This is a genomic window from Pseudomonas sp. zfem003 (genome assembly GCF_032621675.1).
Taxonomy (GTDB): domain Bacteria; phylum Pseudomonadota; class Gammaproteobacteria; order Pseudomonadales; family Pseudomonadaceae; genus Metapseudomonas; species Metapseudomonas otitidis.
Genome location: NZ_JAVYJG010000012.1, coordinates 155,547 through 179,436 on the forward strand (window position 1 = coordinate 155,547; position 23,890 = coordinate 179,436).

The following is a 23,890-nucleotide window of genomic DNA, read 5'->3' on the forward strand; positions in this document are numbered from 1 at the left end:
GTCCGCCGCACTGCCCGGCGGCGGACCCGGTGCCTTACAGCGAACGGGCAATGATCTCCTTCATGATCTCGTTGGTGCCCGCATAGATGCGCTGCACGCGAGCATCCGCCCAGGCGCGTGCTACCGGGTACTCCCACATGAACCCATAGCCACCGTGCAGCTGCACGCACTCGTCCAGCACCTTGCACTGCAGGTCCGTGCCCCAGTACTTGAGCATCGCGGCTGTCGGAACGTCGAGCTTGCGCTGCAGGTGCAGCTCCAGGCAGCGGTCGACGAAGACCCGGCCGATCTGGATCTCGGTGGCCATCTCCGCCAGCTTGAAGCGGGTGTTCTGGAACTCCGCGATGGCCTTGCCGAACGCTTTGCGGTCGCGGGTGTAGTCGAGGGTCCACTTCAGCGCCGCCTCCGCCGAAGCCAGCGCCCCGATGCCCACCGTCAGGCGCTCCTGGGGCAGCTCCTGCATCAGGTAGGCGAAGCCCATGCCTGCCTGGCCCAGCAGGTTCTCCTTGGGCACCCGGACGTCCTGGAAGAACAGCTCGGAGGTGTCCTGGGCCTTCATCCCCACCTTTTCCAGGCGCTTGCCCTTGGAAAAGCCGGGCGTATCCGCCTCCACCAGGAACAGGCTGGTGCCCTTGGCCCCCGCCTTGGGATCGGTCTTGGCAACCACGATGACCAGATCGGCCAGGAACCCGTTGGTGATGAAGGTCTTGGAGCCGTTGATCACGTAGTGGTCGCCATCCAGCACCGCCGTGGTCTTCACCCCCTGCAGGTCGGACCCCGCCCCGGGCTCGGTCATGGCGATGGCCGTCACCAGCTCACCGCTGACCAGGCGCGGCAGGTACTTCTCCTTCTGCGCCTCGCTGCCGTAATGAAGGATGTAGGGCGCCACGATGTCCGAATGCAACGAGAAGCCGATGCCGGTGAGACCCAGGCGACCGATCTCCTCGATCACCACCGTGCTGTAGAGGAAGTCGGCCCCGACGCCGCCATAGGCCTCGGGAATGTGGGAGCAGAGCAGCCCCGCCTCCCCCGCCTTGTTCCACAAGGCCCGGTCCACGTGCCCATCCTTCTCCCACTGGTGATGGAAGGGCACGGCCTCCTCTTCGAGGAAGCGGCGCACGCTGTCACGGAAGAGTTCATGTTCGGGGCTGAAGAGCGTTCTGGGGATCATCGCGTCACCTTCACGGGCAGTCGGTCGAAGAAGGCCCCGACTGTAGGACAGGCCTGCGCTGGCACACACTGGACACTTGCGACAAAAAATAAGACGATCCAGCCGCCTAATGACCGCTTTCCCCTAATAAGAACAAGACCATGACCATTCAGCAGTCCCCCACCCTAAGGCGGGTGAGCATCCTCGCCACCGACGGCGTCTTCGCCTCCACCCTCATGCAGGCCAAGGACTTCTTCCACATGGCCAGCCTGCGCTACAGCAAGCTGCAGGGCCAGGGGCTGAGGCCCGCGTTCCAGATCAACCTGGTCAGCCCGGATGGGCAGCCGGTGCGCAGTTTCAGCGAAGTGACCATGCCGGTGGACGGCCCCCTGGATGCCGCCGACGTCATCATCCTCCCCGCGTTCTGGGACGACTTCGACGCCCAGTGCGCGCGCTACCCCCAGATACTGCCCTGGCTGCGCGAGCGGCACGGCGCCGGCAGCATGATCTGCGGCGAAGCGACCGGCGTGTTCTGGATGGCCCAGGCCGGGCTGCTGGACGGCAAGGAGGCGACCACCTACTGGCGCTTCTTCCGTGAGTTCGCCGAGCGCTTCCCCAAGGTCCAGCTCAACCAGGACAAGCACCTCTCCGACGCCGACAACCTCTATTGCGCCGGCGGCGTCACCTCCGCCTGCGACCTGTACATCTACATGATCGAGCGTTTCTGCGGCGCCTCCATCGCCCAGGCGGTCTCCCGCGACATCCTCTACGAGGTCCAGCGCAGCTACTCGCCCGGGCGCATCGGCTTCGGCGGACAGAAGCTGCACCAGGACGTCACCATCCTGCAGATCCAGCATTGGCTCGAGGAGCACTACGCCGACAAGTTCCGCTTCGAGGACGTGGCCCGGGATCACGGCATGAGCATCCGCAACTTCATGCGGCGCTTCCAGGCCGCCACCGGTGACAAACCGCTGCACTACCTGCAACGGTTACGCATCGAAACAGCCAAGGGCCTGCTCTCCGCCACCCGCAAGAGCATCAAGACCATCAGCTACGAAGTGGGCTACGACGACGCCAGCTTCTTCGCCCGACTGTTCCGCCAGCACACGACCCTGTCGCCCAACCAGTACCGCCGGCAGTTCCAGCACAAAGGCGACTGACGCGGCCATCCCAAGGATGGGTTGGCCCCCGGGGTGAGCATCTTATGATCCGCGCCAGGCCCTAGCGGGCTCTCGACCCTTCGCCGCCCGAGGGCGGATGCGCAGAACAACAAGAAAGGTACCCTCCCATGCGCCGCTACCTGCTCGCCCTGCTGGCCGCCGCCAGCCTTCATGCCACTGCCGACGACAGCTGGAAACCCTTCCCCTACGACCAGTCCGCCTACGACTATTCCGGCGACAAGCTGCGCCAGGCCTGGCCCCAGCTGACGCGTGGCTTCGGCCCCGACTACCCGTTCCCCGATGCCGACTGGGTAGTGACCATGGCCACCCAGAACCCCAAGGCACTGGAGATGACCGTAGCTGGCAACACCGGCTTCACCGGCAAGCCCGAGGAAGCAGAGGCCTACGCCGCGCGCCTGCAGGACGTCTGGCGACTGATGTTCCGTGGCGATTTCGAACAGGCGAAGAAGAAGGGCCTGGAACTGGGCGTGGGCGGCCAGGTGCCGGCGATGTTCGCCCAGGTGATCTACGCGATGTTCCTCGCCCCCGACCAGGCCGAGAAACACCGCCTGCTGGAGGAAGTCATCACGTACACCGACGAGGCCGGCGAGCTGGTCCAGGCCGACACCGTGGCCCAGTTCGGCCGCGTCTACGCCAAGGCACGCCTGGGCGAGGAGCTGTCGGTGCCGGTGGTGCTCAAGCGCGGCTACACCAGCCAGATCCCCGAGGAACTGGACGCCCTGCTGAAGAAGCAGCCTCGCCAGCCCTTCGCCCTCGCCCTCTATGGCGGCTATGAAGCCGGGGTGATCCGCAAGGTCGGCAAGCTGGTGGGCAAGATGACCTACGGGGTCAGCGCGGACAAGATGGAGCAGTACTTCACCCGCTCCTTCACCGCCAAGGACGACCTGCCCATCGGCCACTACGAATACGCCAACGCCCTGGTCTACGTGTACGGCGAAGACGAGCAGGAAAAGGTGCTGGAACATCTGCGCAAGGCGGTGGCCATCAAGCCCATCAACGCCATGGAGGCGCTCGAAGTGGCCCACGCGCAGCAACTGCTCAAGCAATACGAGAAGGAAGTGGCCCAACGCTGAGCGCGAAAGGCGGAAATGAAAAAAGGGCAGGTCCGAGACCTGCCCTTTTTCATGCCTGCACGCCTCAGGGCTTGTGCGGGCGGGAGAGGAACTCGTGGGACTGCATCTCCAGCAGGCGGCTCAGGGTGCGCTGGAACTCGAAGTTCAGGCGGCCACCGCTGTAGAGGTCCTTCAGCTCCACCTCGGCGGAAATGATCAGCTTCACGTTGCGGTCGTAGAACTCGTCCACCAGGTTGATGAAGCGACGCGCCATGTCGTCCTTGGCCACCCCCATCTGCTCCACGTTGGCCAGGATGATCGCGTGGAAGATCTTGCCCAGCTCGATGTAGTCGTTCTGGCTGCGCGGGCCATCGCACAGCTCGCGGAACTCGAACCAGGCGACGTCTTCGCAGACGCGCACGGCACGGATCTCGCGGTTCTCCACCATCAGCACCTCGCCCTCCTGGGCATGGGTGCAGTCCGGCAGCAGGCTCTTGAAGCTGGCCTTCAGGCTGGCCTCGGAGGCCGGGCCCAGCGGCCAGTGGTAGAGCTCCGCCTGCTCCAGGGCGCGCAAGCGGTAGTCCACGCCGCTGTCGACGTTGACGATCTCGGTGTGCTCCTTGAGCAGCGCAATGGCCGGCAGGAAGCGCGCGCGCTGCAGGCCGTCCTTGTAGAGGCCGTCCGGGACGATGTTGGAAGTGGCCACCAGCGAAACGCCGTTCTTGAACAGCTCTTCCAGCAGCGTGGCAAGGATCATCGCGTCGGTGATGTCGGAGACGAAGAACTCATCGAAGCAGATGACCCGGGCCTCATCGGCAAAGCGTTTGCCGATGATGGTCAGCGGGTTCTTCTCGCCCTTGAGGGTCTTCATTTCCTCGTGGACGCGCTTCATGAAACGGTGGAAGTGTGTGCGCATCTTCTGCTTGAAGGGCAGCGCATCGAAGAAGGTGTCCACCAGGTAGGTCTTGCCACGGCCGACCCCACCCCAGAAGTAGAGGCCCTTCACCGGTCCCTGGCGTTTCTTGCCGAACAGGCCGCCGAACAGCCCGGGCTTGGCTCGCTCATCGGCGATCAGGTCGTCGTAGAGCCGCTGCAGATGACGCACGGCATTTTCCTGCGCCGCGTCGTGGAAGAAGTCCGGCCGCTTGAGGTCGGCCTGATAGCGCTCGAGGGGGGTCATGATCGATAGCAAGGCAAGGAAAAACGGGGCCGTCACTTTAGCGACGGCCCCGTTGATTGGCAATCAGCCGGAATGCGGGCTTGCGCCGGGCATTCAGTCTTGCGGTGCAAGCGCCTCGCGCAGCCGCTCGATGGCCTGCTCGCAGGCCTGAAGGTCGGCGAAGGCCGGGCTCTGTGCCACGGCCGCGCCGTCCAGCCAGACCGCGAAGGCATTGTCGTCCACGCGAATATCCAGGGTCTCGCCGGCCTGCAGGCGCTTGGTCACCTGGCCCGCTGCCTTGCCGTCGGCAAAGGCGCTGGAGAGCAGCAGTTGCTCGCCCGCGGCATCCAGCAGGCGGAAGCGGAAGCTGCCGTCGTCCTCGCGGAAGCTGACGAAGCGCGCGCTCTTGGTCGCCTTCTTCTTGCCGCCTTCATTGCCCTGCACCGCTCTGCGGAAGGAACGCAGGCCGACCGCTTCACGCAGTTCGTTGAGGAAGGGCGTCGCGGTCTTGCGGGCCTTGGCGGCACCGGCCAGGAGGATGTCCTCCAGATCCGCCGGGCGCTCGATCAGTGCGTGGTAACGCTCGCGGGCCTCGCCCAGCTCGTTGTCCAGCAACTGGAACAGGCGCTGCTTGGCCTCGCCCCAGGCCAGGCCGTCGAGCAGTTCGGCACGGAACGCGGCCAGCTGCTCCGGCGTGGCGAAGGCCTGGTAGAGGGTGAACAGGTGAGCGCTGTCCGGGTCCTTCGGCTCGCCCGGCGCGCGGGAGTCGGTGACGATGCGGGCAATCGCATCCTTGAGCTGCTTGGCGCTGCCGAACAACGGGATGGTGTTGTCGTAGCTCTTGGACATCTTGCGGCCATCGAGGCCGGGCAGCGTGGCCACATCTTCCTCGATCACCGCCTCGGGCAGGGTGAACAGCTCGCGACCGGCGCCGAACAGGTGGTTGAAGCGCTGGCCGATGTCGCGTGCCATCTCCACGTGCTGGATCTGGTCGCGGCCGACCGGCACCTTGTGGGCGTTGAACATGAGGATGTCCGCCGCCATCAGCACCGGGTAGCTGTACAGGCCCATGGTGACGCCGGCGTCCGGGTCTTCGCCGGCCTCGACGTTCTTGTCCACCGAGGCCTTGTAGGCATGGGCACGGTTCAGCAGGCCCTTGGCGCTGACGCAGGTGAGCAGCCAGGTGAGTTCGGGGATCTCGGGAATGTCGGACTGGCGGTAGAAAGTCGCCTTGTCGGTATCCAGCCCGCAGGCCAGCCAGGTGGCGGCGATCTCCAGGCGGGAACGCTGGATGCGCGCGGGGTCGTCGCACTTGATCAGCGCATGGTAGTCGGCCAGGAAGTAGAACGAATCCACATCGCTGGCGCGGCTGGCGACGATGGCGGGACGGATGGCGCCGGCGTAGTTGCCCAGGTGGGGCGTGCCGGTGGTGGTGATACCGGTGAGGATACGAGTGGTCATGGTTTTCGCTTGTCGGACTTCGTTCGGAATCAGAGACGCGGCAGGACCAGGTCCTTAAGATCTGTCAGCTTGCCGTGGAAGAAGTGGCCGCATTCTGCCACTTTCAGCAACTCGTGGGGGCGTGTCAGGCTCGCGCACCAGTCATACACCGCCTGGGGTGGAACCACCTCGTCGGCCTCGGGCTGGATCACCGTCAGCGCCGCGCGCTCGGGCAGCTCGGCCGGATCGGCAAGGCGCATCACCGCCGGGGCCACCATCACCAATCGAGGTACTTCGACACCCTCGCGTTCCAGCCGCCCTGCCAGGCTCGCCGCCACGAAACCGCCGAAGGAGAAGCCCAGCAGCGTCAACGGCTGGCTGGGATGCTGCTCGATGAACCAGCGGGCAGCCGCCTCGGCATCGTCCACCTCGCCGGTGATCATGTCGTGGCTGCCGGCGCTGGCGCCTACGCCCCGGTAGTTGAAGCGCAACGTGGCGTAGCCTGCATCACGCGCGGTGCGCTGGAGGGTGGAGACCACCTTGTTGAGCATGGTCCCGCCCTGCACGGGGTTCGGGTGGCAGATCAGCGCCAGCCCACGGGCGTCGGGCAGGTCGAGGTGAAGTGCCTCCAGCGACCCGCAAGGCCCCTGGAGCAGGATGGGATTTTCACGATTGGACAACGGGAACTCCGTGACCCCAGGCCGGGTCGACTCGTCTTGGTTAGGCACCACATAGGGCTTGCGTCGCGGTATACAGCGCAGATTCGAGCCGTTAACGTAAAGCAAAGCCGCTTATAGAGGAAGGACTCGTGGAACAGTCGCTCACGGCCTGGTTGTTACCGGCCCTCGCCCTGCTCGCCGGCATCGGCATCGGTTTCCTGGTGGCCCGCGTGCTGCCGGGCACCTCCCCCAATCGCACCCAGCGCCAGCTGGACGACCTGCAGGCCCGCTTCGACACCTACCAGAGCGAAGTGGTCACCCACTTCAACACCACCGCCAGCCTGGTCAAGAAACTCACCCAGAGCTATCAGGAGGTCCAGGAACACCTGTCCGAAGGCGCCAACCGCCTTGCCCTCGACGAGCTGACCCGCCAGCGCCTGCTGGCTGCCCTGCACGCCGACGACGCCCCCGGCACCCGCGAGCGCCTGACACCACCGCGCAGCAACGAAGCGCCCAAGGACTACGCCCCGAAAGCCCCGGACTCACCCGGTACGCTGGACGAGAGCTTCGGTCTCAAAGGCAAGTACTGATCCAACGCGCAGCAAACAGAAGGCCCCGCACATGCGGGGCCTTCTTCATGGGGCAAAGCTCAACCCGCTCCAAAGAAAATGCCCCGCCTGAGCGGGGCATTTTCGTGGAGCGGCGCTTAGATCAGGCCACGACCACGCAGCAGGTCGAGGACTGCCTTGGCTCCCTCCTCCACCGACAGGCTCTGGGTGTCGACCACCAGGTCGGCATTCAGCGGGATGTCGTAGGGGAAGGACTCGCCCGGGATGTTGTCCTGGCCGGCCGCGTAGAGCCCCTGGGGATCACGCTCGCGGCATGCCTGCGGCGAGGCCTGCACGTAGACGGTGATCAGCCGCTCGGGACCGATGAGCGACTTGGCCTGCTCGCGGCCTTCGGCATCCGGCGCGACGAAGGCGGCCAGGGTGAGCAGGCCGGCTTCGTTGAACTGACGCGCCACATGGGCGGCACGACGCCAGTTCTCGGTGCGGCCCGCACGATCCTGCGGCAACCCCTTGTTCAGGTCGTGGCGCAGGTTCTGACCATCCAGCACATAGACGGCGCGCCCCGCATCGAACAGCTTGCGTTCCACGGCATAGGCCAGGGTGCTCTTGCCCGCGCCGGAAAGGCCGGTGAACAGCACGGTGGCCGGCTGCTGGCCGAAGCGCGCGGCGCGCTCCTCGCTGCTGACGTGGCCAAGGGGATCACGATGGCCCGCGCCGGACTGAGGCTCGGCGATGATCATGCCGGCGCCGACGGTGCCGTTGGTAAGGCGGTCGATGACGATGAAGGCACCGGTGGTGCGGTTCTGCTCGTAGCCATCGAGGGCGATGGGGGCGTCGAGGCTGACCTTGACCCGGGCAATCTCGTTCAGCTGCAGGCTGCTGGCAGCGGCCTGCTCCAGGGTATTCACGTCCACCTTGTGGGTGATGCTGGGGATGGAGCCCGGCACGTAGCTGGTGGCGCGCTTGATGTCGTACTTCTTGCCCGGGAGCATCGGCTCCTCGGACATCCACACCAGCATCGCGTCGAACGCATCGCTGACCAGCGGGCGATTGTCGGCATGCACCAGCATGTCGCCACGGGACACGTCGATCTCGTCTTCCAGGGTCAGGGTGATCGCCTGGCCCGGGCCAGCCTGCTCCAGCTCGCCTTCGAAGGTGACGATGGACTTGACGCGGCTGCCCTTGCCCGACGGCAGCGCCACCACTTCGTCGCCCTTGTGCACCACACCACTGGCGAGGGTGCCGGAGAAGCCACGGAAGTTCAGGTTGGGGCGGTTCACGTACTGCACGGGGAAGCGCATGTCGTCGAGGTTGCGGTCACCACTGATCTCGACGCTCTCGAGGATCTCCATCAGCGGCTGGCCGGTGTACCAGGGCGAACGCTCGCTGCGGTTGACCACGTTGTCGCCCTTCAGCGCCGACATCGGCACGAAGTGCAAGGAGCTGGGCTTGAGGCCGATGCGCTCGGCGAACTGCAGGTAGTCCGCCTTGATCGACTCGAACACACCCTGGTCGAAGTCCTTGAGGTCCATCTTGTTGATCGCCACGACGATGTGGCGGATACCCAGCAGGGACGCGATGTAGCTGTGGCGGCGGGTCTGGGTCTGCACGCCGTAGCGGGCATCCACCAGGATGATCGCCAGGTCGCAGGTGGAGGCCCCGGTGGCCATGTTGCGGGTGTACTGCTCGTGGCCGGGGGTGTCGGCGATGATGAACTTGCGCTTGGCGGTGCTGAAGTAGCGGTAGGCCACGTCGATGGTGATGCCCTGCTCGCGCTCGGCCTGGAGGCCATCCACCAGCAGGGCGAGGTCGACGTCGTCACCGGTGGTGCCGACCTTCTTGGAATCACGGGTGATGGCTTCGAGGTGGTCCTCGTAGATCATCTTGGAGTCATGCAGCAGGCGCCCGATCAGGGTGCTCTTGCCGTCGTCGACGTTGCCGCAGGTGAGGAAGCGCAGCAGTTCCTTGCGCTCGTGCTGGGCCAGGTAGGCGAGGATGTCCTGGCTGATCAGATCGGATTGGTGGCTCATGGTGCGGAATCCTTAGAAGTAGCCCTGACGTTTCTTCTCTTCCATCGAACCGGCCTGGTCATGGTCGATGACACGGCCCTGGCGTTCGGAGGTACGGGTCAGGAGCATTTCCTGGATGATTTCCGGCAGCGACTGGGCGGTGGACTCCACCGCACCGGTGAGCGGGTAGCAGCCCAGGGTGCGGAAACGCACCATCTTCTTCTGGATGCTGGCCTTCTGCTCGGGCGTCAGGTGCTCGAGGATGCGCTCGTCGTCGATCATGATCAGCGCGCCGTTCATCTCGATCACTTCGCGCTCGGCGGCGAAGTACAGCGGGACGATCGGGATCTGCTCAAGGTAGATGTATTGCCAGATGTCCAGCTCGGTCCAGTTGGACAGCGGGAACACGCGGATCGACTCGCCCTTCTTCACCTTGCCGTTGTAGACGTTCCACAGCTCGGGGCGCTGGTTCTTCGGGTCCCAACGGTGCTTGCTGTCGCGGAAGGAATACACGCGCTCCTTGGCGCGGGATTTCTCCTCGTCACGGCGGGCGCCACCGAAGGCGGCATCGAAGCCGTACTTGTCGAGCGCCTGCTTGAGGCCCTCGGTCTTCATGATGTCGGTGTGCTTGGCACTGCCGTGGGTGAAGGGGTTGATGCCCTGGGCCTTGCCCTCGGGGTTCACGTGGGTAATCAGCTCGAGCCCCAGTTCGCTGACCATCTTGTCGCGGAACCGGTACATCTCCTGGAACTTCCACTGGGTGTCCACATGCATCACCGGGAACGGCAGCTTGCCCGGGAAGAAGGCCTTGCGTGCCAGGTGGAGCATCACGGCAGAGTCCTTGCCGATGGAGTAGAGCATCACCGGGTTGTCGAATTCGGCGGCCACCTCACGAATGATGTGGATACTTTCCGCCTCCAGCTGTTTCAGGTGCGTCAGTTTATCGAGCATGGCTACTCACGGATTTCGGTCTTATACGACGGCCTTCGGGCCGTGGACGAGCGCGCACTCTAGCACAGCACCTCCTTATATTGAGGCGCCCTGTTAGAACGAAACGATCTAGTTATATAGCCGCGGAAATGGGCGCCGAAAGCGCCTCAAACCGGGTTGGGACAGTCGATGAACAGGTGCTCGATGGCGAAGCGCCGAGCCAGGTATTCGCCCAGCGCCTGCACGCCGTAGCGCTCGGTGGCGTGGTGGCCGGCCGCGATGAAACCGACATCGTTTTCCCGCGCGCTGTGGAAGGTCTGCTCGGATGCCTCGCCGGTGAGGTAGAGATCGACGCCTGCCGCGATGGCCGTGTCGATGTAGCCCTGGCCGCCGCCGGTGCACCAGCCGATGCGCTGGATCGACCGCGATCCCTCCACCAGCAGCGGTTCGCGGCCGAGCACGTCGCGCACGCGCCGGGCGAAGTCCAGCGCCGCCATCGGCTCGGACAACGAGCCGACCAGGCCGACCACCTTGACATCGTTCGGGTCGAGAGGGCCCTCCACGGTGATGTCGAGCTGCCGTGCCAGCTGCACGTTGTTGCCCACCTCGGGGTGGACATCGAGCGGCAGGTGATAGGCCAGCAGGCTGATGTCGTGGGTGAGCAGTGTCTTCAATCGGCGTTGCTTGATGCCGGTGACACAGGGGCTCTCGCCCTTCCAGAAATAGCCGTGGTGGACCAGCACCACGTCCGCATCGGCCTCCACCGCCGCATCCAGCAGGGCCTGGCTGGCCGTGACGCCGCTGACGATGCGCCGTACCTGGGGGCGCCCCTCCACCTGCAGCCCGTTGGGGCAGTAGTCGCTGATGCGCGACGCGCCCAGGTAACGATCCGCTTCTTCCACCAGGGTGGTCAGTGCGATGGCCATCCGCCTCTCCTCACAAGCTGTTTCGCGCGGCTATTTTCTTCGTCGCCGCCCCGTATAATGGCCGCCACCTTAAGGGGGCCTCTCCCCCCTCGCAACCCTCAGGATTCCCCTCGATGTCCAAGGCCCTGCGTTTCTTCGGCTGGCCCCTGCTTGTCGGCGTACTGGTCGCCCTGTTGATCATCCAGCAGTACCCCGAGCTGGTGGGCCTGCCCCGCCAGGAAGTCCACCTTCAGGAAGCACCCCGCTACAGCGTCTCGCGCCCCGGCCCCGAGTCCTACGCCGAGGCGGTGGACAGCGCGTCGCCCGCCGTGGTCAACCTCTACACCACCAAAGTGGTGAGCAAGCCGGCGCACCCGCTGTTCGACGACCCGCAGTTCCGGCGCTTCTTCGGTGACAACCTGCCCCGCCAGCGCCGCATGGAGTCCAGCCTGGGCTCGGCGGTGATCATGAGCCCCGAGGGCTACCTGCTGACCAACAACCACGTCACCGCCGGTGCCGAGCAGATCGTCGTCGCCCTCAAGGATGGCCGCGAAACCCTGGCCCGCCTGGTGGGCAGCGACCCGGAAACGGACCTGGCGGTCCTCAAGATCGACCTCGACAACCTGCCGGCCATCACCCTCGGGCGTTCCGACGCCATCCGCATCGGCGACGTCGCCCTGGCCATCGGCAACCCGTTCGGGGTCGGTCAGACGGTGACCATGGGCATCATCAGCGCCACGGGCCGCAACCAGCTGGGCCTGAACACCTACGAGGACTTCATCCAGACCGACGCCGCCATCAACCCGGGCAACTCGGGGGGCGCGCTGGTGGATGCCGCCGGCAACCTGGTGGGTATCAACACCGCGATCTTCTCCCGCACCGGCGGCTCCCAGGGCATCGGTTTCGCCATCCCCACCAAGCTGGCCCTGGAGGTGATGAAGGCAATCATTGAGCACGGCCAGGTGATCCGTGGCTGGCTGGGCATCGAGGTGCAGCCGCTGACACCGGAGCTGGCGGAGTCCTTCGGCCTCACCGGCCGCCCCGGCATCGTGGTTGCCGGCATCTACCGAGACAGCCCGGCCCAGCGCGCCAACCTGCTGCCGGGGGACATCATCCTCGCCATCGACGGTGAGCCGGCAGGCGATGGCCGCCGCTCGATGAACCAGGTGGCCCGCACCAAGCCCGGCGAGAAGGTCAGCATCCAGGTGATGCGCAACGGCAAGTTGCTGGAACTGGTGGCGGAGGTGGGCCTGCGCCCGCCCCAGCAGGTGGCACCGGCGGAGAACGACTGAGGCCGCCAGCGTCCGCCCATGAAAAAGCCGAGGTCATGCCTCGGCTTTTTCGTTACCGCTTCGCGATCAGCTCGCGTCCAGGGCATCCAGCAGCGCCTGGTTCTGCTCCGGCGTACCGATGGTGATGCGCAGGAACTGAGCGATGCGCGCCTGCTTGAAATGGCGCACGATCACGCCCTTTTCCCGCAGCCCCGCCGCAATGCCCGCGGCATCCTTGCCCGGGTGACGGGCGAAGACGAAGTTCGCTGCTGACGGCAGCACCTCGAAGCCACGGGCTTCGAGCGCCGCTACCAGTTGCTCGCGGCTGTGGATGACGCGCTGGCGGGTTTCATCGAACCAGGCGCGGTCATCGAAGGCCGCCGCCGCACCGGCAATCGCCATGCGATCCAGCGGGTAGGAGTTGAAGCTGTTCTTGATCCGCTCCAGGGCCTCAATCAGGTCCGGGTGCCCCACCGCCAGGCCCACACGCAGGCCGGCCAGGGAGCGGGACTTGGACAGGGTCTGGGTCACCAGCAGGTTCGGGTAGCGGTCGACCAAGGCGATGGCGCTCTCTCCACCGAAGTCGATGTAGGCCTCATCGACCACCACCACCGAGTCCGGGCTGCCGTTCAGCAGGGCCTCCACGGCGTCCAGGGTCAGCAGGCAGCCGGTGGGCGCGTTCGGGTTGGGGAAGATGATGCCGCCGTTGGGACGTGCGTAGTCCTCCACACGGATCTGGAACTGCTCGTCCAGCGGCACCGCCTCGAAGGGAATGCCATAGAGGCCGCAGTAGACCGGGTAGAAGCTGTAGGTCACGTCGGGGAACAGCAGCGGGCGACCGTGCTGGAACAGGCCGTGGAAGATGTGCGCGAGCACCTCGTCCGAGCCGTTGCCGACGAACACCTGGGCCGTGCTCACACCGTAGTGGTCGGCAACGGACTGCTTGAGGCGGTCGCTGTTCGGGTCCGGGTAGAGGCGCAGGCTATCGCCCAGCTCCGCCTGCATCGCGGCGATGGCCTTCGGCGAAGGGCCGTAGGGGTTCTCGTTGGTGTTCAGCTTCACCAGGTTGGCGATCTTCGGCTGCTCACCCGGTACGTAGGGCACCAGTTCCTTGACGAAGGGACTCCAGAACTTGCTCATGCTCACTCCCCCTTGATCCGGTATTCGGCACTGCGGGCGTGGGCGGTCAGCGACTCGCCACGGGCCAGTACGGAAGCGGTCTTGCCCAGCTCGGACGCGCCATCAGCGGAGCAGTAGATGATCGACGAACGCTTCTGGAAGTCATACACGCCCAGCGGCGAAGAGAAACGCGCAGTGCCGGACGTCGGCAGCACGTGGTTCGGGCCGGCGCAGTAGTCGCCCAGTGCCTCGGCGGTGTAGCGACCCATGAAGATGGCGCCGGCGTGGCGGATGTGCGGCAGCCAGGCCTCGGGCTCGGCCACCGACAGCTCCAGGTGTTCCGGGGCAATACGGTTGGCCACCACACAGGCCTGGGCCTGGTCGGCGACCTGGATCAGCGCGCCGCGGTTGCTGAGGGAGGTGCGGATGATCTCGGCACGCTCCATGGTCGGCAGCAGCTTGTCGATGCTGGCAGCCACCTTGTCGAGGAACGCGGCATCGGGGCTGACCAGGATGGCCTGGGCATCCTCGTCGTGCTCGGCCTGGGAGAACAGGTCCATGGCGATCCAGTCCGGGTCGGTGTCACCGTCGCAGACCACCAGGATCTCCGAGGGGCCGGCGATCATGTCGATGCCTACCTGGCCGAAGACGTGGCGCTTGGCAGTGGCCACGTAGATGTTGCCGGGGCCGACGATCTTGTCGACACGCGGCACGCTCTCGGTGCCGTAGGCCAGCGCGGCCACGGCCTGGGCACCACCAATGGTGAAGACGCGGTCGACGCCGGCCACGCAGGCGGCGGCGAGGACGATCTCGTTGATCTCGCCACGGGGGGTCGGCACCACCATCACCACTTCGGCCACGCCGGCGACCTTGGCCGGGATGGCGTTCATCAGCACGGAAGACGGGTAGGACGCCTTGCCGCCCGGTACGTAAAGGCCGGCCCGGTCCAGCGGGGTGACTTGCTGGCCCAGCACGGTGCCGTCGGCCTCGGTGTAGGTCCAGGAGTCCTGCTTCTGCTTCTCGTGGTACAGGCGCACCCGCTCGGCGGCCTTCTCCAGCGCCTGGCGCTGTTCGGCGGTGATGCGGGTCAGGGCCAGTTCCAGACGCTCGCGAGGGAGGATCAGCTCCGCCATAGTGGTGGCCTGCACGCCATCGAAGCGCTGGGTGAACTCGACCACGGCGGCATCGCCACGCTCGCGCACGGCCTGGATGATGTCGAGGACGCGCTGGTTGACCGCCTCGTCGGAAACGCTTTCCCAGCTCAGCAAATGATCCAGGTGTCGACCGAAGTCCGGATCAGCGGCATTGAGACGACGGATAGCAATGGGAGCAGTCATAGCGAGCCTCTTGTAAGAATGGCGTTAACTCGGGCGCCGCTAGACTACCAAGCCCACCGTGCGGGCACCCGAGAAAATTCGCTATGACACGGATAGGGCCGGAGCTGCACGCCAGGCCGGCTCCCGAGCGGGAAACGGGCCTGGAGGGCAACGGGTATCAGTGACGGTGTCGCTTCTCGACCGCTTCGCGCAGCGTGTCGATGAGGGCCTGGATGCGTGCGTGCTGCATCTTCATCGAGGCCTTGTTGACCACCAGGCGGGAGCTGACGGTGGCGATGAGTTCCTGGGGTTCCAGGCCATTGGCGCGCAGGGTGTTGCCGGTGTCCACCACGTCGATGATCTTGTCGGCCAGACCGACCAGCGGGGCCAGCTCCATGGAGCCGTAGAGCTTGATCACGTCGACCTGGCGACCCTGTTCGGCGTAGTAGCGCTTGGCGACGTTGACGAACTTGGTGGCCACGCGCAGGCGCCCCTTGGGCTCCGGCGCGCCGACCGCACCGGCGGTCATCAGCTTGCAGTTGGCGATCTTCAGGTCGAGGGGCTCGTAGAGCCCCTGCCCGCCGTACTCCATCAGCACGTCCTTGCCCGCCACGCCGAGGTCGGCAGCGCCGTGTTCGACATAGGTCGGCACGTCGGTGGCGCGGACGATCAGCAGGCGAACGTCATCCTGGGTGGTCGGGATGATGAGCTTGCGGCTCTTGTCCGGATTCTCGGTGGGCACGATGCCGGCCTCTGCCAGCAACGGCAGGGTGTCATCGAGAATGCGGCCCTTGGACAGCGCGATGGTGAGCATGGGGTTCCCTTGTTAGCCCGGCACGCGGCGGATCTTGGCGCCGAGCAGCTGGAGTTTTTCCTCGATGCATTCGTAGCCACGGTCGATGTGGTAGATGCGGTCGATCAGCGTGTCGCCCTCGGCGACCAGGCCGGCGATCACCAGGCTGGCGGATGCACGCAGGTCGGTGGCCATCACCGGGGCGCCCTTGAGCTTCGGCACGCCGGTGACGATGGCGGTGTTGCCCTCGACCAGGATCTGGGCGCCCATGCGGTTCATCTCGTAGACGTGCATGAAGCGGTTCTCGAACACCGTCTCGATGACCGCACCGGTGCCTTCGGCCACGGCGTTCATGGAGATGAACTGGGCCTGCATGTCGGTGGGGAATGCCGGGTACGGCGCGGTGCGCACGTTGACGGCTTTCGGGCGGTTGCCCTTCATGTCCAGCTCGATCCAGTTGTTGCCGGTGCTGATGTGGGCACCTGCTTCTTCCAGCTTGAGCAGCACGGACTCGAGGATGGTCGGATCGGTGTCCTTCAGCTTGACACGACCGCCGGTGGAGGCTGCGGCGACCAGGTAGGTGCCGGTCTCGATACGGTCGGGCATCACGCTGTAGCGCGCACCACCGAGGCGCTTCACGCCGTCGATGATGATGGTGTCGGTGCCGGCGCCCTGGATCTGCGCACCCATGGCGATGAGGCAGTTGGCCAGGTCGACCACTTCCGGTTCGCGAGCGGCGTTTTCCAGCACGGTACGGCCGTTGGCCAGGGTGGCGGCCATCATGATGTTCTCGGTACCGGTCACGCTGACGGTATCGAAGAAGAAGTGCGCACCACGCAGGCCACCGGCCGGAGCACGGGCTTTGATGTAGCCGCCGTCGACGTCGATCAGCGCGCCCATGGCCTCGAGACCGCGGATATGCAGGTCGACCGGGCGCGAGCCGATGGCGCAGCCACCGGGCAGTGCCACTTCGGCCTGGCCGAAGCGCGCGACCATGGGGCCGAGCACCAGGATCGAGGCGCGCATGGTCTTCACCAGCTCATAGGGCGCGACCAGGGTCTTGATGGTGCTGGCGTCCACTTCGACGCTGAGTTTCTCGTCGATGACCGGCTGCACGCCCATGCGGCCGAACAGCTCGATCATGGTGGTGATGTCGTGCAGGTGCGGCAGGTTGCAGACGGTGACCGGGGTATCGGCCAGCAGCGTGGCAGCCAGGATCGGCAGGGCCGAGTTCTTGGCGCCGGAAACGCGGATTTCGCCATCGAGGCGTTGGCCGCCGGTGATAATCAGTTTGTCCATTGGGAGTCTCGTCGCCGGGGGGTCAGGAACGCTGGGCCCAGCCAGCGCGGCTGAAGAATTTCATGGTGACAGCGTGGATACTGCCGTCGGCGATCCAGGGATTCAGGTGCGAATAGACCTGCTGCTGGCGCTTGACCGGGCTGAGTGAGGCCAGTTCGTCGCTGATCAGGTTCAGCTGGAAGTTGCAACCTTCGCCTTCCACTTCGACCTGGGTACCGGGCAACTTCGCCTCCAGGAGGCTTTTCACTTCTACGGCCTGCATGCTCAACCTCTATCGGCGCCCTGTGCGCGCGGGTCGGCAATGATACAAAAAAGCCCCCCGCCTGCGAACCCCGCGCATGCGGGGCCTGACGGAGGGCTTTCGGGCATCAGTGCTCGAGGGGCAACAACGCGTCGAGCCCGGATACACCGGCAATCTGCCGCATGTCCTCGGGCAACGAGCGGATGCTGAGGGTCTTGCCAGCCTTGCGGGCATCACGCATGAAGGCCAGCAACAGGGAAAGCCCGACGCTGCTGGATTTCTCCACGCCGGAACAGTCGACCACCAGGGCAGCGGCGGCCTGCTCGCGGATCAGCCTGGCGCCGGTTTCCCGCAAGGCGGGGCCGCTGCTGTAGTCGAGGACGCCGAGGAGCTTGAGCTCCCCGCCGCTACCCGCAACCAGAGACGCCTCACTCATGACCAGCAGCCTTCTGGCCTTCCTCGGACTGCTTGGCCTTCGCCACGATCTCGGCCCAGCCGTCGATGGTCTTGTTGAGGTCGTTGCCGTTCTTCTGCATGGCGTCGGCGAACTGATCGCGGAACAGCTTGCCGATGTTGATGCCGTTGATGATCACGTTGCGCAGCATCCACTGACCGTCGATGTTCACCATGGTGTAGGAGACGGGGTAGACGGTGCCCTTGCTGTCCTTCACTTCCATGCCGACGCTGGTGCGCTCGGGGTCTTCCTGCTTGGCGGGCAGGACGCGGATGTCCTGGTTGTCGTACTCCAGCAGTGCATTGCCGTAGAACTGGATCAGGCTGCGCTTGAAGTTCTCCTGGAAGCGGGTCATCTGCTCCGGGGTGGCCTGGCGCGAGTATTTGACGGTCATGATGCTGCGGGAGATGCCGTCAGCATCCACAACCGGGCCGAGAATGCCGTTCAGCGCATCGTAGAAAGCACTTGGGTTACTGCGGTACTGGGCCTTGTTGGCCTTGAGATCACTGAGCAGCTTGTCGGTGGTCTGTTGCACCACATCGCGGGCACTCGGTGCCGCATTGGCCAGCAGTGGCAACGCCGCCAGCAGCAGCAACAGGCCGTTTCGCAGGGCTTTGATCATTTCGAAGGTCCTCACTTGGTGTCCTTGTTGACCGTATTGAGCAGGAACTTGCCGATCAGGTCCTCCAGCACCAGCGCAGACTGGGTATCGCGGATGGTGCTGCCGTCCTTCAGCAACTGGTCGTCGCCGCCGACGCTGATCCCGATGTACTTCTCGCCCAGCAGGCCGGCGGTCAGGATAGACGCGGTGGAGTCGGTCGGCAGGTTGTCGACCTTCTTCTCCAGCTCCATGGTGACGCGACCGGTGTAGCTGTCGCGATCGAGGTCGATGGCCGTGACCCGGCCGATGGTCACACCGGCCATGGTCACCTTCGCTCTGACAGTGAGACCGGCGATATTGTCGAAATGTGCATAAACCTTGTACGTCTCGCCGGCGCTGCCGACGGACAGCCCGCTGACACGCAGTGCCAGCAGCAGCAGGGCAAGCAACCCGGCCAGGAGGAACAGGCCGACACCAATTTCCAGGGTGCGGATTTGCATCAGAAATCTCCAAACATCAGGGCGGTCAGGATGAAGTCGAGCCCCAGCACGGCCAACGAGGCATAGACCACGGTTTTAGTCGTTGCGCGGCTGATCCCTTCGGAGGTGGGCTCGCAGTCGTAACCCTGGAACACGGCGATCCAGGTGGCGACGAAGGCGAAGGCCAGGCTTTTCAGCACGCCATTGAGTACATCTTCTGTGAATTCGACGCTGTTCTGCATGTTCGACCAGAACGAGCCGTCATAGACGCCGAGCCAGTCGATGGCCACCATCGCGCCGCCCCAGATGCCGACCACATTGAAGATCAGCGCGAGCACCGGCATCGAGATGAAGCCGGCCCACAGGCGAGGCGCGATGATGTACTTGAGCGGGTCGACACCGATCATCTCCAGGCTGGAGAGCTGCTCGGTGGATTTCATGTTGCCGATCTCGGCGGTCAGCGCGGATCCGGCACGCCCTGCGAACAGCAGCGCCGTGACAACCGGGCCGAGCTCGCGCAGCAGGGTCAGTGCGACCATCTGCCCGACAGCCTGCTCGGACCCGTAGCCAACGAGGATGTTGTAGCCCTGCAATGCCAGCACCATGCCGATGAAGATGCCGGAGACGACGATGATCGGCAGCGACAGCACGCCAACGAAATAAAGCTGCTTGACCAGCAACTGGAAGCCGGAACCGGTCCCGGTGCGGCCGAACAGGGCGCGCAGCAGGAACAGGGTGGAACGGCCGAGCGCCTCGACCACGTCAAGGCCGGCGCGCCCGAGCAGGCGGATGCGCTCGAGCGGGGACTTCTTGCGCATCAATGCTCTCCCAGCAAGTCGTTGCGGTAATCGGGCGCCGGGAAGTGGAACGGCACCGGCCCGTCGGGGATGCCCTTCATGAATTGGCGGATCCGCGGATTGTCCGAGTCCATCAGCTCGACCGGAGTGCCCTGGCCAAGCACCTGCGCATCCCCCACTACATAGATGTAGTCGGCGATGCTCGCGGTCTCCGCCAGGTCGTGGGAGACGACGATGCTGGTGATGCCCAGTGCGTCGTTCAACAGGCGGATCAGGCGTACCAGTACGCCCATGGCGATCGGGTCCTGGCCCACGAAGGGTTCGTCATACATCAGGATCTGCGGATCCAGGGCGATGGCCCGTGCCAGCGCAACGCGCCGCTTCATACCGCCAGAGAGCTCATCGGGCATCAGGTCGATGGCGCCACGCAACCCGACGGCCTGGAGCTTCATCAACACGATGTCGCGGATCATCTCCTCAGGGAGCTGGGTATGGACGCGCAGCGGGAAGGCTACGTTCTCGAATACATCCAGATCGGTGAACAGCGCGCCACTCTGGAACAGCACGCCGAACTGCTTGCGCATGTCGAAGAGTTCGGAACGGGAAAGTGAGGGCAGGTTCTGACCATTGACCCAGACTTCTCCCGCCGCCGGCTTCAGTTGAGCAGCGATCAGGCGAAGGAGCGTGGTCTTGCCGCAGCCGGACGGCCCCATGATCCCGGTGACCTTGCCACGGGGTATGCGTATGTCAACGTCGCGAAAAATGCTGCGCTCGCCGCGCTTGAAGGTCAGGCCCTTCAGCTCCACGGCATAAGCGTTATCGGCGCTCATCTGTACTCCTTGCGATGCGGCCATCCCTGAATGGACGTCGTATCCCGCAGACGGGACACGGCCCGGCGAGGTGGCCGAACAGGCGGCGGATCATAGCATTGCGCCCTTTGCCGCCCAAGGCCGCAGACAGCTTCGTTCAGGAGCGTGACAGGTTCGACGCATCATTGACGACGATCGAACGTGAGCGATTCAAGCTTTACCGGTATAATCCGCGCCTTTTCCTCGGCCACTGCACTCAAGACATGAGCCAGTCCAGCGATCTGATCCAATCCGCGCAACGCACCATCCGACTGGAACGCGACGCCATTGACGCCCTTCTCCAGCGAATCGACGGCGATTTCATCAAAGCCTGCGAACTCGCCCTTGCCTGCAAGGGGCGTGTCGTGGTGGTCGGCATGGGCAAATCCGGCCACGTCGGCCGCAAGATCGCCGCGACCCTGGCCAGCACCGGCACGCCTTCCTTCTTCGTCCACCCGGCGGAAGCAAGCCACGGCGACATGGGCATGATCACGCGCGACGACGTGGTACTGGCCCTCTCCAATTCCGGCTCGACGGCGGAGATCGTCACCCTGTTGCCGCTGATCAAGCGCCTGGGCATCCCGCTCATCAGCATGACCGGCAACCCGGAATCGGCGCTGGCGAAAGCGGCCGAGGCACGCCTTGATGCCCGCGTGGACAAGGAAGCCTGCTCGCTCAACCTGGCACCCACCTCCTCCACCACGGCGGCATTGGTGCTGGGCGATGCCCTGGCCATTGCCCTGATGGAAGCACGCGGCTTCTCTGCGGAAGACTTCGCCTTCTCGCACCCGGGCGGTGCGCTGGGCCGTCGCCTGCTGCTGAAAGTGGAAAACGTCATGCACAGTGGCGACGCGCTGCCCCGGGTCGCCCGTGGCACCTCGCTGCGCGACGCCCTGCTGGAAATGACCCGCAAGGGGCTCGGCATGACCATCGTGCTGGAGAATGACGGCCGTCTCGCCGGTATCTTCACCGACGGCGACCTGCGCCGGACCCTCGACAAGGGCGTCGATGTGCACCAGGCGAGCATCGACGAAGTTATGACCGTGCGCGGCAAGACCGCACGCGGCGAAATGCTGGCGGCCGAAGCCTTGAAGATCATGGAAGACCACAAGATCAACGTGCTGGTGGTGGTGGATGACAACGACACCCCCGTCGGCGCCCTGCACATCCACGACCTGACCCGCGCCGGAGTGATCTGATGAGCGAACACCTGCACCAGCGTGCCCAGGCGATCCGCCTGGCAGTCTTTGACGTGGATGGCGTGCTCACCGATGGCAAGCTCTACTTCCTGGCAGACGGCAGCGAATTCAAGACCTTCAATACCCTGGACGGCCACGGCATCAAGATGCTGATCAACTCCGGCGTACGCACAGCCATCATCTCCGGACGCAGCACCCCGGTGGTGGAGCGCCGTGCACGTAACCTCGGTATCCAGCACCTTTACCAGGGCCGCGAGGACAAACTGGTCGTTCTCGATGAATTGCTGGGCGAGCTGGGGCTGGACTACAGCCAGGTCGCCTACCTGGGCGACGACCTGCCCGACCTGCCCGTGATCCGTCGCGTTGGCCTGGGCATGGCCGTTGCCAGCGCCGACGCCTTCGTGCGCCAGCATGCCCATGGCGTCACCGTGGCCAAGGGCGGAGAAGGTGCAGCACGCGAGTTCTGCGAACTGATCATGCGCGCCCAGGACACCCTGGACACCGCGCAAGCCGCCTACCTGTAGGTCCAGCCATGCCCAAGAACGTTCGCCTCGCCCTGATCCTTGCGCCCCTTGCCGCACTGCTGATCGCCCTGGGCTACTGGAACATCCGCCCCGAGAGCTTCATGGACCGCCAGGCCCAGCCCGCCGGGGACGAAAACGCCATCGACTTCTACGTCATCAATGCCACCAGCGTGCAGTTCCAGGAAGATGGCAAGCGCCACTATGAAATGACGGCGGACAAGCTCGAGCACATCAAGGCCACCGATGTGACGATGCTGACCAAGCCGGACCTGCAGCTTTATCGCGGCACCGACTACCCTTGGCATGTTCAGAGCGAACGCGGAGAGGTGGGCCCGGAGGGCAAGCAGGTCGAACTGATCGAACAGGTCCGTGTGGCCCGCACCGACCCCAAGGGACGGCCGACCATTCTGACCACCAGCCGACTGACCGTATTCCCGGATCAGGAATATGCGCAGACCGAGCAAGCCGTTAAAATCGACGCCGCCAACGGGGTCACCACGGCACAAGGAATGAAAGCGTACTTGAATGACGGCAGGATGCTCCTGCTGTCCAACGTAAGAGGCCAGCATGAGGTTCGTTAAAACCCTCCCCCTACTGCTCAGCCTGGGTGCCGCACTCGGAAGTGCCAGCGCCTGGGCACTGCCCAGCGACCGCGACCAGCCCATCCGCGTCCAGGCGGACAGCGCCGAGCTCGATGACAAGCAGGGCGTAGCAGTCTATCGCGGTGACGTGGTCATTACCCAAGGCACCCTGAAGATCACCGGCGACACCGTAACCATCACCCAGAACGCCCAGGGCGAGCTGGATGTGTTCACCTCGGTGGGCAAGCCGGCGTACTACGAGCAGAAGCCGGCTCCGGACAAGCAGATCGTCAAGGCCTACGGACGCACCATCCAGTACTTCGCTTCCAACGAGCGCATCGTGCTGATCGACCAGGCGAAGGTGATCCAGGAAGGCAATACCTTCGAAGGCGAGAAGATCGTCTACGACACCCGCCGCCAGATCGTCAACGCAGGTCGTGCCACCGGCACCAACGTCGGCACGCCGCGTCCGCGCATCGACATGGTCATCCAGCCCAAGAAGCAAGCGGGACAAGCACAGTAATGGCGATCCTCAAAGCCCAGCACCTGGCCAAGAGCTACAAGAGCCGCCAGGTGGTCCGTGACGTCAGCCTGTCCATCGAGAGCGGCCAGATCGTCGGTCTGCTCGGCCCCAACGGTGCAGGCAAGACCACCTGCTTCTACATGATCGTGGGCCTGGTCAAGGCTGATCAGGGTCGTGTCCTGATCGACCAGCAGGACGTCACCCACCAGCCCATGCACGGCCGGGCGCGCGCCGGTATCGGCTACCTGCCGCAGGAAGCCTCGATCTTCCGCAAGCTGAGCGTGGCGGACAACATCATGGCGATCCTGGAAACCCGCAAGGACCTGGATCGCGCCGGGCGCCATCGTGAGCTGGAAAGCCTGTTGCAGGAATTCCACATCAGCCACATCCGCGACAGCCTCGGCATGAGCCTCTCCGGCGGTGAACGTCGCCGCGTCGAGATCGCCCGCGCACTGGCCACCGCGCCGAAGTTCATCCTGCTGGACGAACCCTTCGCCGGCGTCGACCCCATCTCCGTGGGCGATATCAAGCAGATCATCCACCACCTCAAGAACAAGGGCATCGGCGTACTCATCACCGATCACAACGTTCGTGAGACGCTGGACATCTGTGAGACGGCCTACATCGTCAACGACGGCCAGCTGATCGCAGAAGGCACCGCCGAGGAAATCCTGGCCAACCAGCTGGTCAAGGAAGTCTACCTGGGGCACGAATTCCGCCTCTGAGCCACGCAGTGCCACACAAGGGCGTTGCGCCTGCTGGAAAAATCATTCAAGGTCAGGCATATAATT

26 protein-coding genes are annotated in these 23,890 nt (G+C 64.8%); 9 read left to right on the forward strand and 17 right to left on the reverse strand.

Annotated features, from left to right (window positions below; translation table 11 throughout):
• Positions 1-34 precede the first annotated feature (34 nt).
• Positions 35-1,171: an acyl-CoA dehydrogenase family protein gene (locus RTK35_RS26640; RefSeq protein ID WP_044409625.1), complete on the reverse strand. Its 1,137-nt coding sequence runs from the start codon at positions 1,169-1,171 to the stop codon at positions 35-37.
• 239 nt (positions 1,172-1,410) lie between these two features.
• On the opposite strand from RTK35_RS26640, the gene RTK35_RS26645 reads away from it, so the two are divergent.
• Together RTK35_RS26645 and RTK35_RS26650 are read left to right on the forward strand one after the other, a co-directional pair.
• Positions 1,411-2,310: a GlxA family transcriptional regulator gene (locus RTK35_RS26645; RefSeq protein WP_172435049.1), complete on the forward strand. Its 900-nt coding sequence runs from the start codon at positions 1,411-1,413 to the stop codon at positions 2,308-2,310.
• 128 nt (positions 2,311-2,438) lie between these two features.
• The gene (locus RTK35_RS26650) at positions 2,439-3,404 is read left to right on the forward strand and encodes a hypothetical protein (RefSeq protein WP_182851912.1); all 966 of its coding nucleotides are present in this window, start codon (positions 2,439-2,441) and stop codon (positions 3,402-3,404) included.
• Between the two features lie 64 nt (positions 3,405-3,468).
• On the opposite strand, the gene zapE is transcribed toward RTK35_RS26650, so the two are convergent.
• From zapE to RTK35_RS26665, 3 genes are all read right to left on the reverse strand, one after another.
• Positions 3,469-4,563, reverse strand: a complete 1,095-nt coding sequence (gene zapE / locus RTK35_RS26655) for a cell division protein ZapE (protein WP_044409635.1) — start codon at positions 4,561-4,563, stop codon at positions 3,469-3,471.
• Positions 4,564-4,656: 93 nt separating this feature from the next.
• Complete coding sequence (locus tag RTK35_RS26660) at positions 4,657-6,003, reverse strand: tryptophan--tRNA ligase (protein ID WP_316909383.1); 1,347 nt, start codon at positions 6,001-6,003, stop codon at positions 4,657-4,659.
• Between the two features lie 29 nt (positions 6,004-6,032).
• Positions 6,033-6,662, reverse strand: a complete 630-nt coding sequence (locus RTK35_RS26665) for an alpha/beta hydrolase (RefSeq protein ID WP_282886273.1) — start codon at positions 6,660-6,662, stop codon at positions 6,033-6,035.
• A 128-nt stretch (positions 6,663-6,790) separates the two neighbouring features.
• On the opposite strand from RTK35_RS26665, the gene RTK35_RS26670 reads away from it, so the two are divergent.
• Positions 6,791-7,231 carry a YhcB family protein gene (locus tag RTK35_RS26670; protein ID WP_044409644.1) on the forward strand — a complete coding sequence of 147 codons (441 nt, stop codon included), beginning with the start codon at positions 6,791-6,793 and terminating at the stop codon, positions 7,229-7,231.
• A 116-nt stretch (positions 7,232-7,347) separates the two neighbouring features.
• On the opposite strand, the gene cysN is transcribed toward RTK35_RS26670, so the two are convergent.
• The 3 genes from cysN to RTK35_RS26685 form a co-directional block, all read right to left on the reverse strand.
• Complete coding sequence (cysN, locus tag RTK35_RS26675) at positions 7,348-9,240, reverse strand: sulfate adenylyltransferase subunit CysN (protein WP_236210952.1); 1,893 nt, start codon at positions 9,238-9,240, stop codon at positions 7,348-7,350.
• A gap of 12 nt (positions 9,241-9,252) precedes the next feature.
• Positions 9,253-10,170, reverse strand: a complete 918-nt coding sequence (gene cysD / locus RTK35_RS26680; protein WP_044409649.1) for a sulfate adenylyltransferase subunit CysD — start codon at positions 10,168-10,170, stop codon at positions 9,253-9,255.
• 146 nt (positions 10,171-10,316) lie between these two features.
• Complete coding sequence (locus tag RTK35_RS26685; RefSeq protein WP_316909384.1) at positions 10,317-11,075, reverse strand: Nif3-like dinuclear metal center hexameric protein; 759 nt, start codon at positions 11,073-11,075, stop codon at positions 10,317-10,319.
• Between the two features lie 113 nt (positions 11,076-11,188).
• Here RTK35_RS26685 and algW point away from each other — a divergent pair, with 113 nt between their 5' ends.
• Entirely contained in the window at positions 11,189-12,346 is a 1,158-nt protein-coding gene (algW, locus tag RTK35_RS26690) for a Do family serine endopeptidase AlgW (protein WP_074971617.1), read from the forward strand.
• Positions 12,347-12,412: 66 nt separating this feature from the next.
• On the opposite strand, the gene hisC is transcribed toward algW, so the two are convergent.
• From hisC to RTK35_RS26740, 10 genes are all read right to left on the reverse strand, one after another.
• Positions 12,413-13,465, reverse strand: a complete 1,053-nt coding sequence (gene hisC / locus RTK35_RS26695; protein ID WP_279802553.1) for a histidinol-phosphate transaminase — start codon at positions 13,463-13,465, stop codon at positions 12,413-12,415.
• 2 nt (positions 13,466-13,467) lie between these two features.
• Positions 13,468-14,781 (reverse strand): histidinol dehydrogenase, encoded by a 1,314-nt coding sequence (gene hisD / locus RTK35_RS26700; RefSeq protein WP_044409660.1) that lies wholly within the window; start codon positions 14,779-14,781, stop codon positions 13,468-13,470.
• A 157-nt stretch (positions 14,782-14,938) separates the two neighbouring features.
• Positions 14,939-15,574 carry an ATP phosphoribosyltransferase gene (gene hisG, locus RTK35_RS26705; RefSeq protein WP_044409663.1) on the reverse strand — a complete coding sequence of 212 codons (636 nt, stop codon included), beginning with the start codon at positions 15,572-15,574 and terminating at the stop codon, positions 14,939-14,941.
• A 12-nt stretch (positions 15,575-15,586) separates the two neighbouring features.
• Complete coding sequence (murA, locus tag RTK35_RS26710; protein ID WP_074971620.1) at positions 15,587-16,852, reverse strand: UDP-N-acetylglucosamine 1-carboxyvinyltransferase; 1,266 nt, start codon at positions 16,850-16,852, stop codon at positions 15,587-15,589.
• 22 nt (positions 16,853-16,874) lie between these two features.
• Positions 16,875-17,114: a BolA family protein gene (locus RTK35_RS26715; RefSeq protein ID WP_316909385.1), complete on the reverse strand. Its 240-nt coding sequence runs from the start codon at positions 17,112-17,114 to the stop codon at positions 16,875-16,877.
• Between the two features lie 106 nt (positions 17,115-17,220).
• Positions 17,221-17,529: a lipid asymmetry maintenance protein MlaB gene (locus RTK35_RS26720; RefSeq protein ID WP_279802551.1), complete on the reverse strand. Its 309-nt coding sequence runs from the start codon at positions 17,527-17,529 to the stop codon at positions 17,221-17,223.
• The gene (locus tag RTK35_RS26725; protein WP_044409674.1) at positions 17,522-18,169 is read right to left on the reverse strand and encodes a phospholipid-binding protein MlaC; all 648 of its coding nucleotides are present in this window, start codon (positions 18,167-18,169) and stop codon (positions 17,522-17,524) included. Before RTK35_RS26725 ends, RTK35_RS26720 begins: the two co-directional genes overlap by 8 nt.
• 11 nt (positions 18,170-18,180) lie before the next feature.
• Positions 18,181-18,648, reverse strand: coding sequence for an outer membrane lipid asymmetry maintenance protein MlaD (mlaD, locus tag RTK35_RS26730; RefSeq protein ID WP_044409676.1), 468 nt, complete (start codon positions 18,646-18,648; stop codon positions 18,181-18,183).
• Complete coding sequence (mlaE, locus tag RTK35_RS26735) at positions 18,648-19,445, reverse strand: lipid asymmetry maintenance ABC transporter permease subunit MlaE (protein WP_044409679.1); 798 nt, start codon at positions 19,443-19,445, stop codon at positions 18,648-18,650. Before mlaE ends, mlaD begins: the two co-directional genes overlap by 1 nt.
• Entirely contained in the window at positions 19,445-20,254 is an 810-nt protein-coding gene (locus RTK35_RS26740; RefSeq protein WP_316909386.1) for an ATP-binding cassette domain-containing protein, read from the reverse strand. Before RTK35_RS26740 ends, mlaE begins: the two co-directional genes overlap by 1 nt.
• A 242-nt stretch (positions 20,255-20,496) precedes the next feature.
• On the opposite strand from RTK35_RS26740, the gene RTK35_RS26745 reads away from it, so the two are divergent.
• Genes RTK35_RS26745 through lptB form a run of 5 tightly spaced genes read left to right on the forward strand, consistent with a single transcriptional unit; the run spans position 20,497 to position 23,824 of the window.
• On the forward strand, positions 20,497-21,471 hold the full coding sequence (locus RTK35_RS26745) for a KpsF/GutQ family sugar-phosphate isomerase (protein WP_316909431.1): 975 nt from the start codon (positions 20,497-20,499) through the stop codon (positions 21,469-21,471).
• Entirely contained in the window at positions 21,471-21,995 is a 525-nt protein-coding gene (locus RTK35_RS26750; RefSeq protein ID WP_160480097.1) for a KdsC family phosphatase, read from the forward strand. Before RTK35_RS26745 ends, RTK35_RS26750 begins: the two co-directional genes overlap by 1 nt.
• 8 nt (positions 21,996-22,003) lie before the next feature.
• Positions 22,004-22,576: an LPS export ABC transporter periplasmic protein LptC gene (gene lptC / locus RTK35_RS26755; protein ID WP_044409691.1), complete on the forward strand. Its 573-nt coding sequence runs from the start codon at positions 22,004-22,006 to the stop codon at positions 22,574-22,576.
• Positions 22,563-23,099, forward strand: coding sequence for a lipopolysaccharide transport periplasmic protein LptA (lptA, locus tag RTK35_RS26760; protein WP_044409694.1), 537 nt, complete (start codon positions 22,563-22,565; stop codon positions 23,097-23,099). Before lptC ends, lptA begins: the two co-directional genes overlap by 14 nt.
• Positions 23,099-23,824 carry an LPS export ABC transporter ATP-binding protein gene (lptB, locus tag RTK35_RS26765; RefSeq protein ID WP_044409697.1) on the forward strand — a complete coding sequence of 242 codons (726 nt, stop codon included), beginning with the start codon at positions 23,099-23,101 and terminating at the stop codon, positions 23,822-23,824. The genes lptA and lptB overlap by 1 nt, the downstream gene beginning before the upstream one ends.
• Positions 23,825-23,890: the final 66 nt, after the last annotated feature.

Bases quoted from the DNA above. Each gene is read 5' to 3' on its own strand.
- RTK35_RS26750 (WP_160480097.1), top strand. From the start codon at position 21,471: ATGAGCGAACACCTGCACCAGCGTGCCCAGGCGATCCGCCTGGCAGTC.
- RTK35_RS26725 (WP_044409674.1), bottom strand. From the start codon at position 18,169: ATGATCAAAGCCCTGCGAAACGGCCTGTTGCTGCTGCTGGCGGCGTTG.
- RTK35_RS26650 (WP_182851912.1), top strand. From the start codon at position 2,439: ATGCGCCGCTACCTGCTCGCCCTGCTGGCCGCCGCCAGCCTTCATGCC.
- cysD (WP_044409649.1), bottom strand. From the start codon at position 10,170: ATGCTCGATAAACTGACGCACCTGAAACAGCTGGAGGCGGAAAGTATC.
- RTK35_RS26745 (WP_316909431.1), top strand. From the start codon at position 20,497: ATGAGCCAGTCCAGCGATCTGATCCAATCCGCGCAACGCACCATCCGA.
- murA (WP_074971620.1), bottom strand. From the start codon at position 16,852: ATGGACAAACTGATTATCACCGGCGGCCAACGCCTCGATGGCGAAATC.
- mlaD (WP_044409676.1), bottom strand. From the start codon at position 18,648: ATGCAAATCCGCACCCTGGAAATTGGTGTCGGCCTGTTCCTCCTGGCC.
- lptA (WP_044409694.1), top strand. From the start codon at position 22,563: ATGAGGTTCGTTAAAACCCTCCCCCTACTGCTCAGCCTGGGTGCCGCA.
- RTK35_RS26740 (WP_316909386.1), bottom strand. From the start codon at position 20,254: ATGAGCGCCGATAACGCTTATGCCGTGGAGCTGAAGGGCCTGACCTTC.
- mlaE (WP_044409679.1), bottom strand. From the start codon at position 19,445: ATGCGCAAGAAGTCCCCGCTCGAGCGCATCCGCCTGCTCGGGCGCGCC.
- hisG (WP_044409663.1), bottom strand. From the start codon at position 15,574: ATGCTCACCATCGCGCTGTCCAAGGGCCGCATTCTCGATGACACCCTG.
- hisD (WP_044409660.1), bottom strand. From the start codon at position 14,781: ATGACTGCTCCCATTGCTATCCGTCGTCTCAATGCCGCTGATCCGGAC.
- RTK35_RS26715 (WP_316909385.1), bottom strand. From the start codon at position 17,114: ATGCAGGCCGTAGAAGTGAAAAGCCTCCTGGAGGCGAAGTTGCCCGGT.
- RTK35_RS26660 (WP_316909383.1), bottom strand. From the start codon at position 6,003: ATGACCACTCGTATCCTCACCGGTATCACCACCACCGGCACGCCCCAC.
- lptC (WP_044409691.1), top strand. From the start codon at position 22,004: ATGCCCAAGAACGTTCGCCTCGCCCTGATCCTTGCGCCCCTTGCCGCA.
- RTK35_RS26720 (WP_279802551.1), bottom strand. From the start codon at position 17,529: ATGAGTGAGGCGTCTCTGGTTGCGGGTAGCGGCGGGGAGCTCAAGCTC.
- RTK35_RS26645 (WP_172435049.1), top strand. From the start codon at position 1,411: ATGGCCAGCCTGCGCTACAGCAAGCTGCAGGGCCAGGGGCTGAGGCCC.
- zapE (WP_044409635.1), bottom strand. From the start codon at position 4,563: ATGACCCCCCTCGAGCGCTATCAGGCCGACCTCAAGCGGCCGGACTTC.
- algW (WP_074971617.1), top strand. From the start codon at position 11,189: ATGTCCAAGGCCCTGCGTTTCTTCGGCTGGCCCCTGCTTGTCGGCGTA.
- RTK35_RS26640 (WP_044409625.1), bottom strand. From the start codon at position 1,171: ATGATCCCCAGAACGCTCTTCAGCCCCGAACATGAACTCTTCCGTGAC.
- lptB (WP_044409697.1), top strand. From the start codon at position 23,099: ATGGCGATCCTCAAAGCCCAGCACCTGGCCAAGAGCTACAAGAGCCGC.
- RTK35_RS26685 (WP_316909384.1), bottom strand. From the start codon at position 11,075: ATGGCCATCGCACTGACCACCCTGGTGGAAGAAGCGGATCGTTACCTG.
- cysN (WP_236210952.1), bottom strand. From the start codon at position 9,240: ATGAGCCACCAATCCGATCTGATCAGCCAGGACATCCTCGCCTACCTG.
- hisC (WP_279802553.1), bottom strand. From the start codon at position 13,465: ATGAGCAAGTTCTGGAGTCCCTTCGTCAAGGAACTGGTGCCCTACGTA.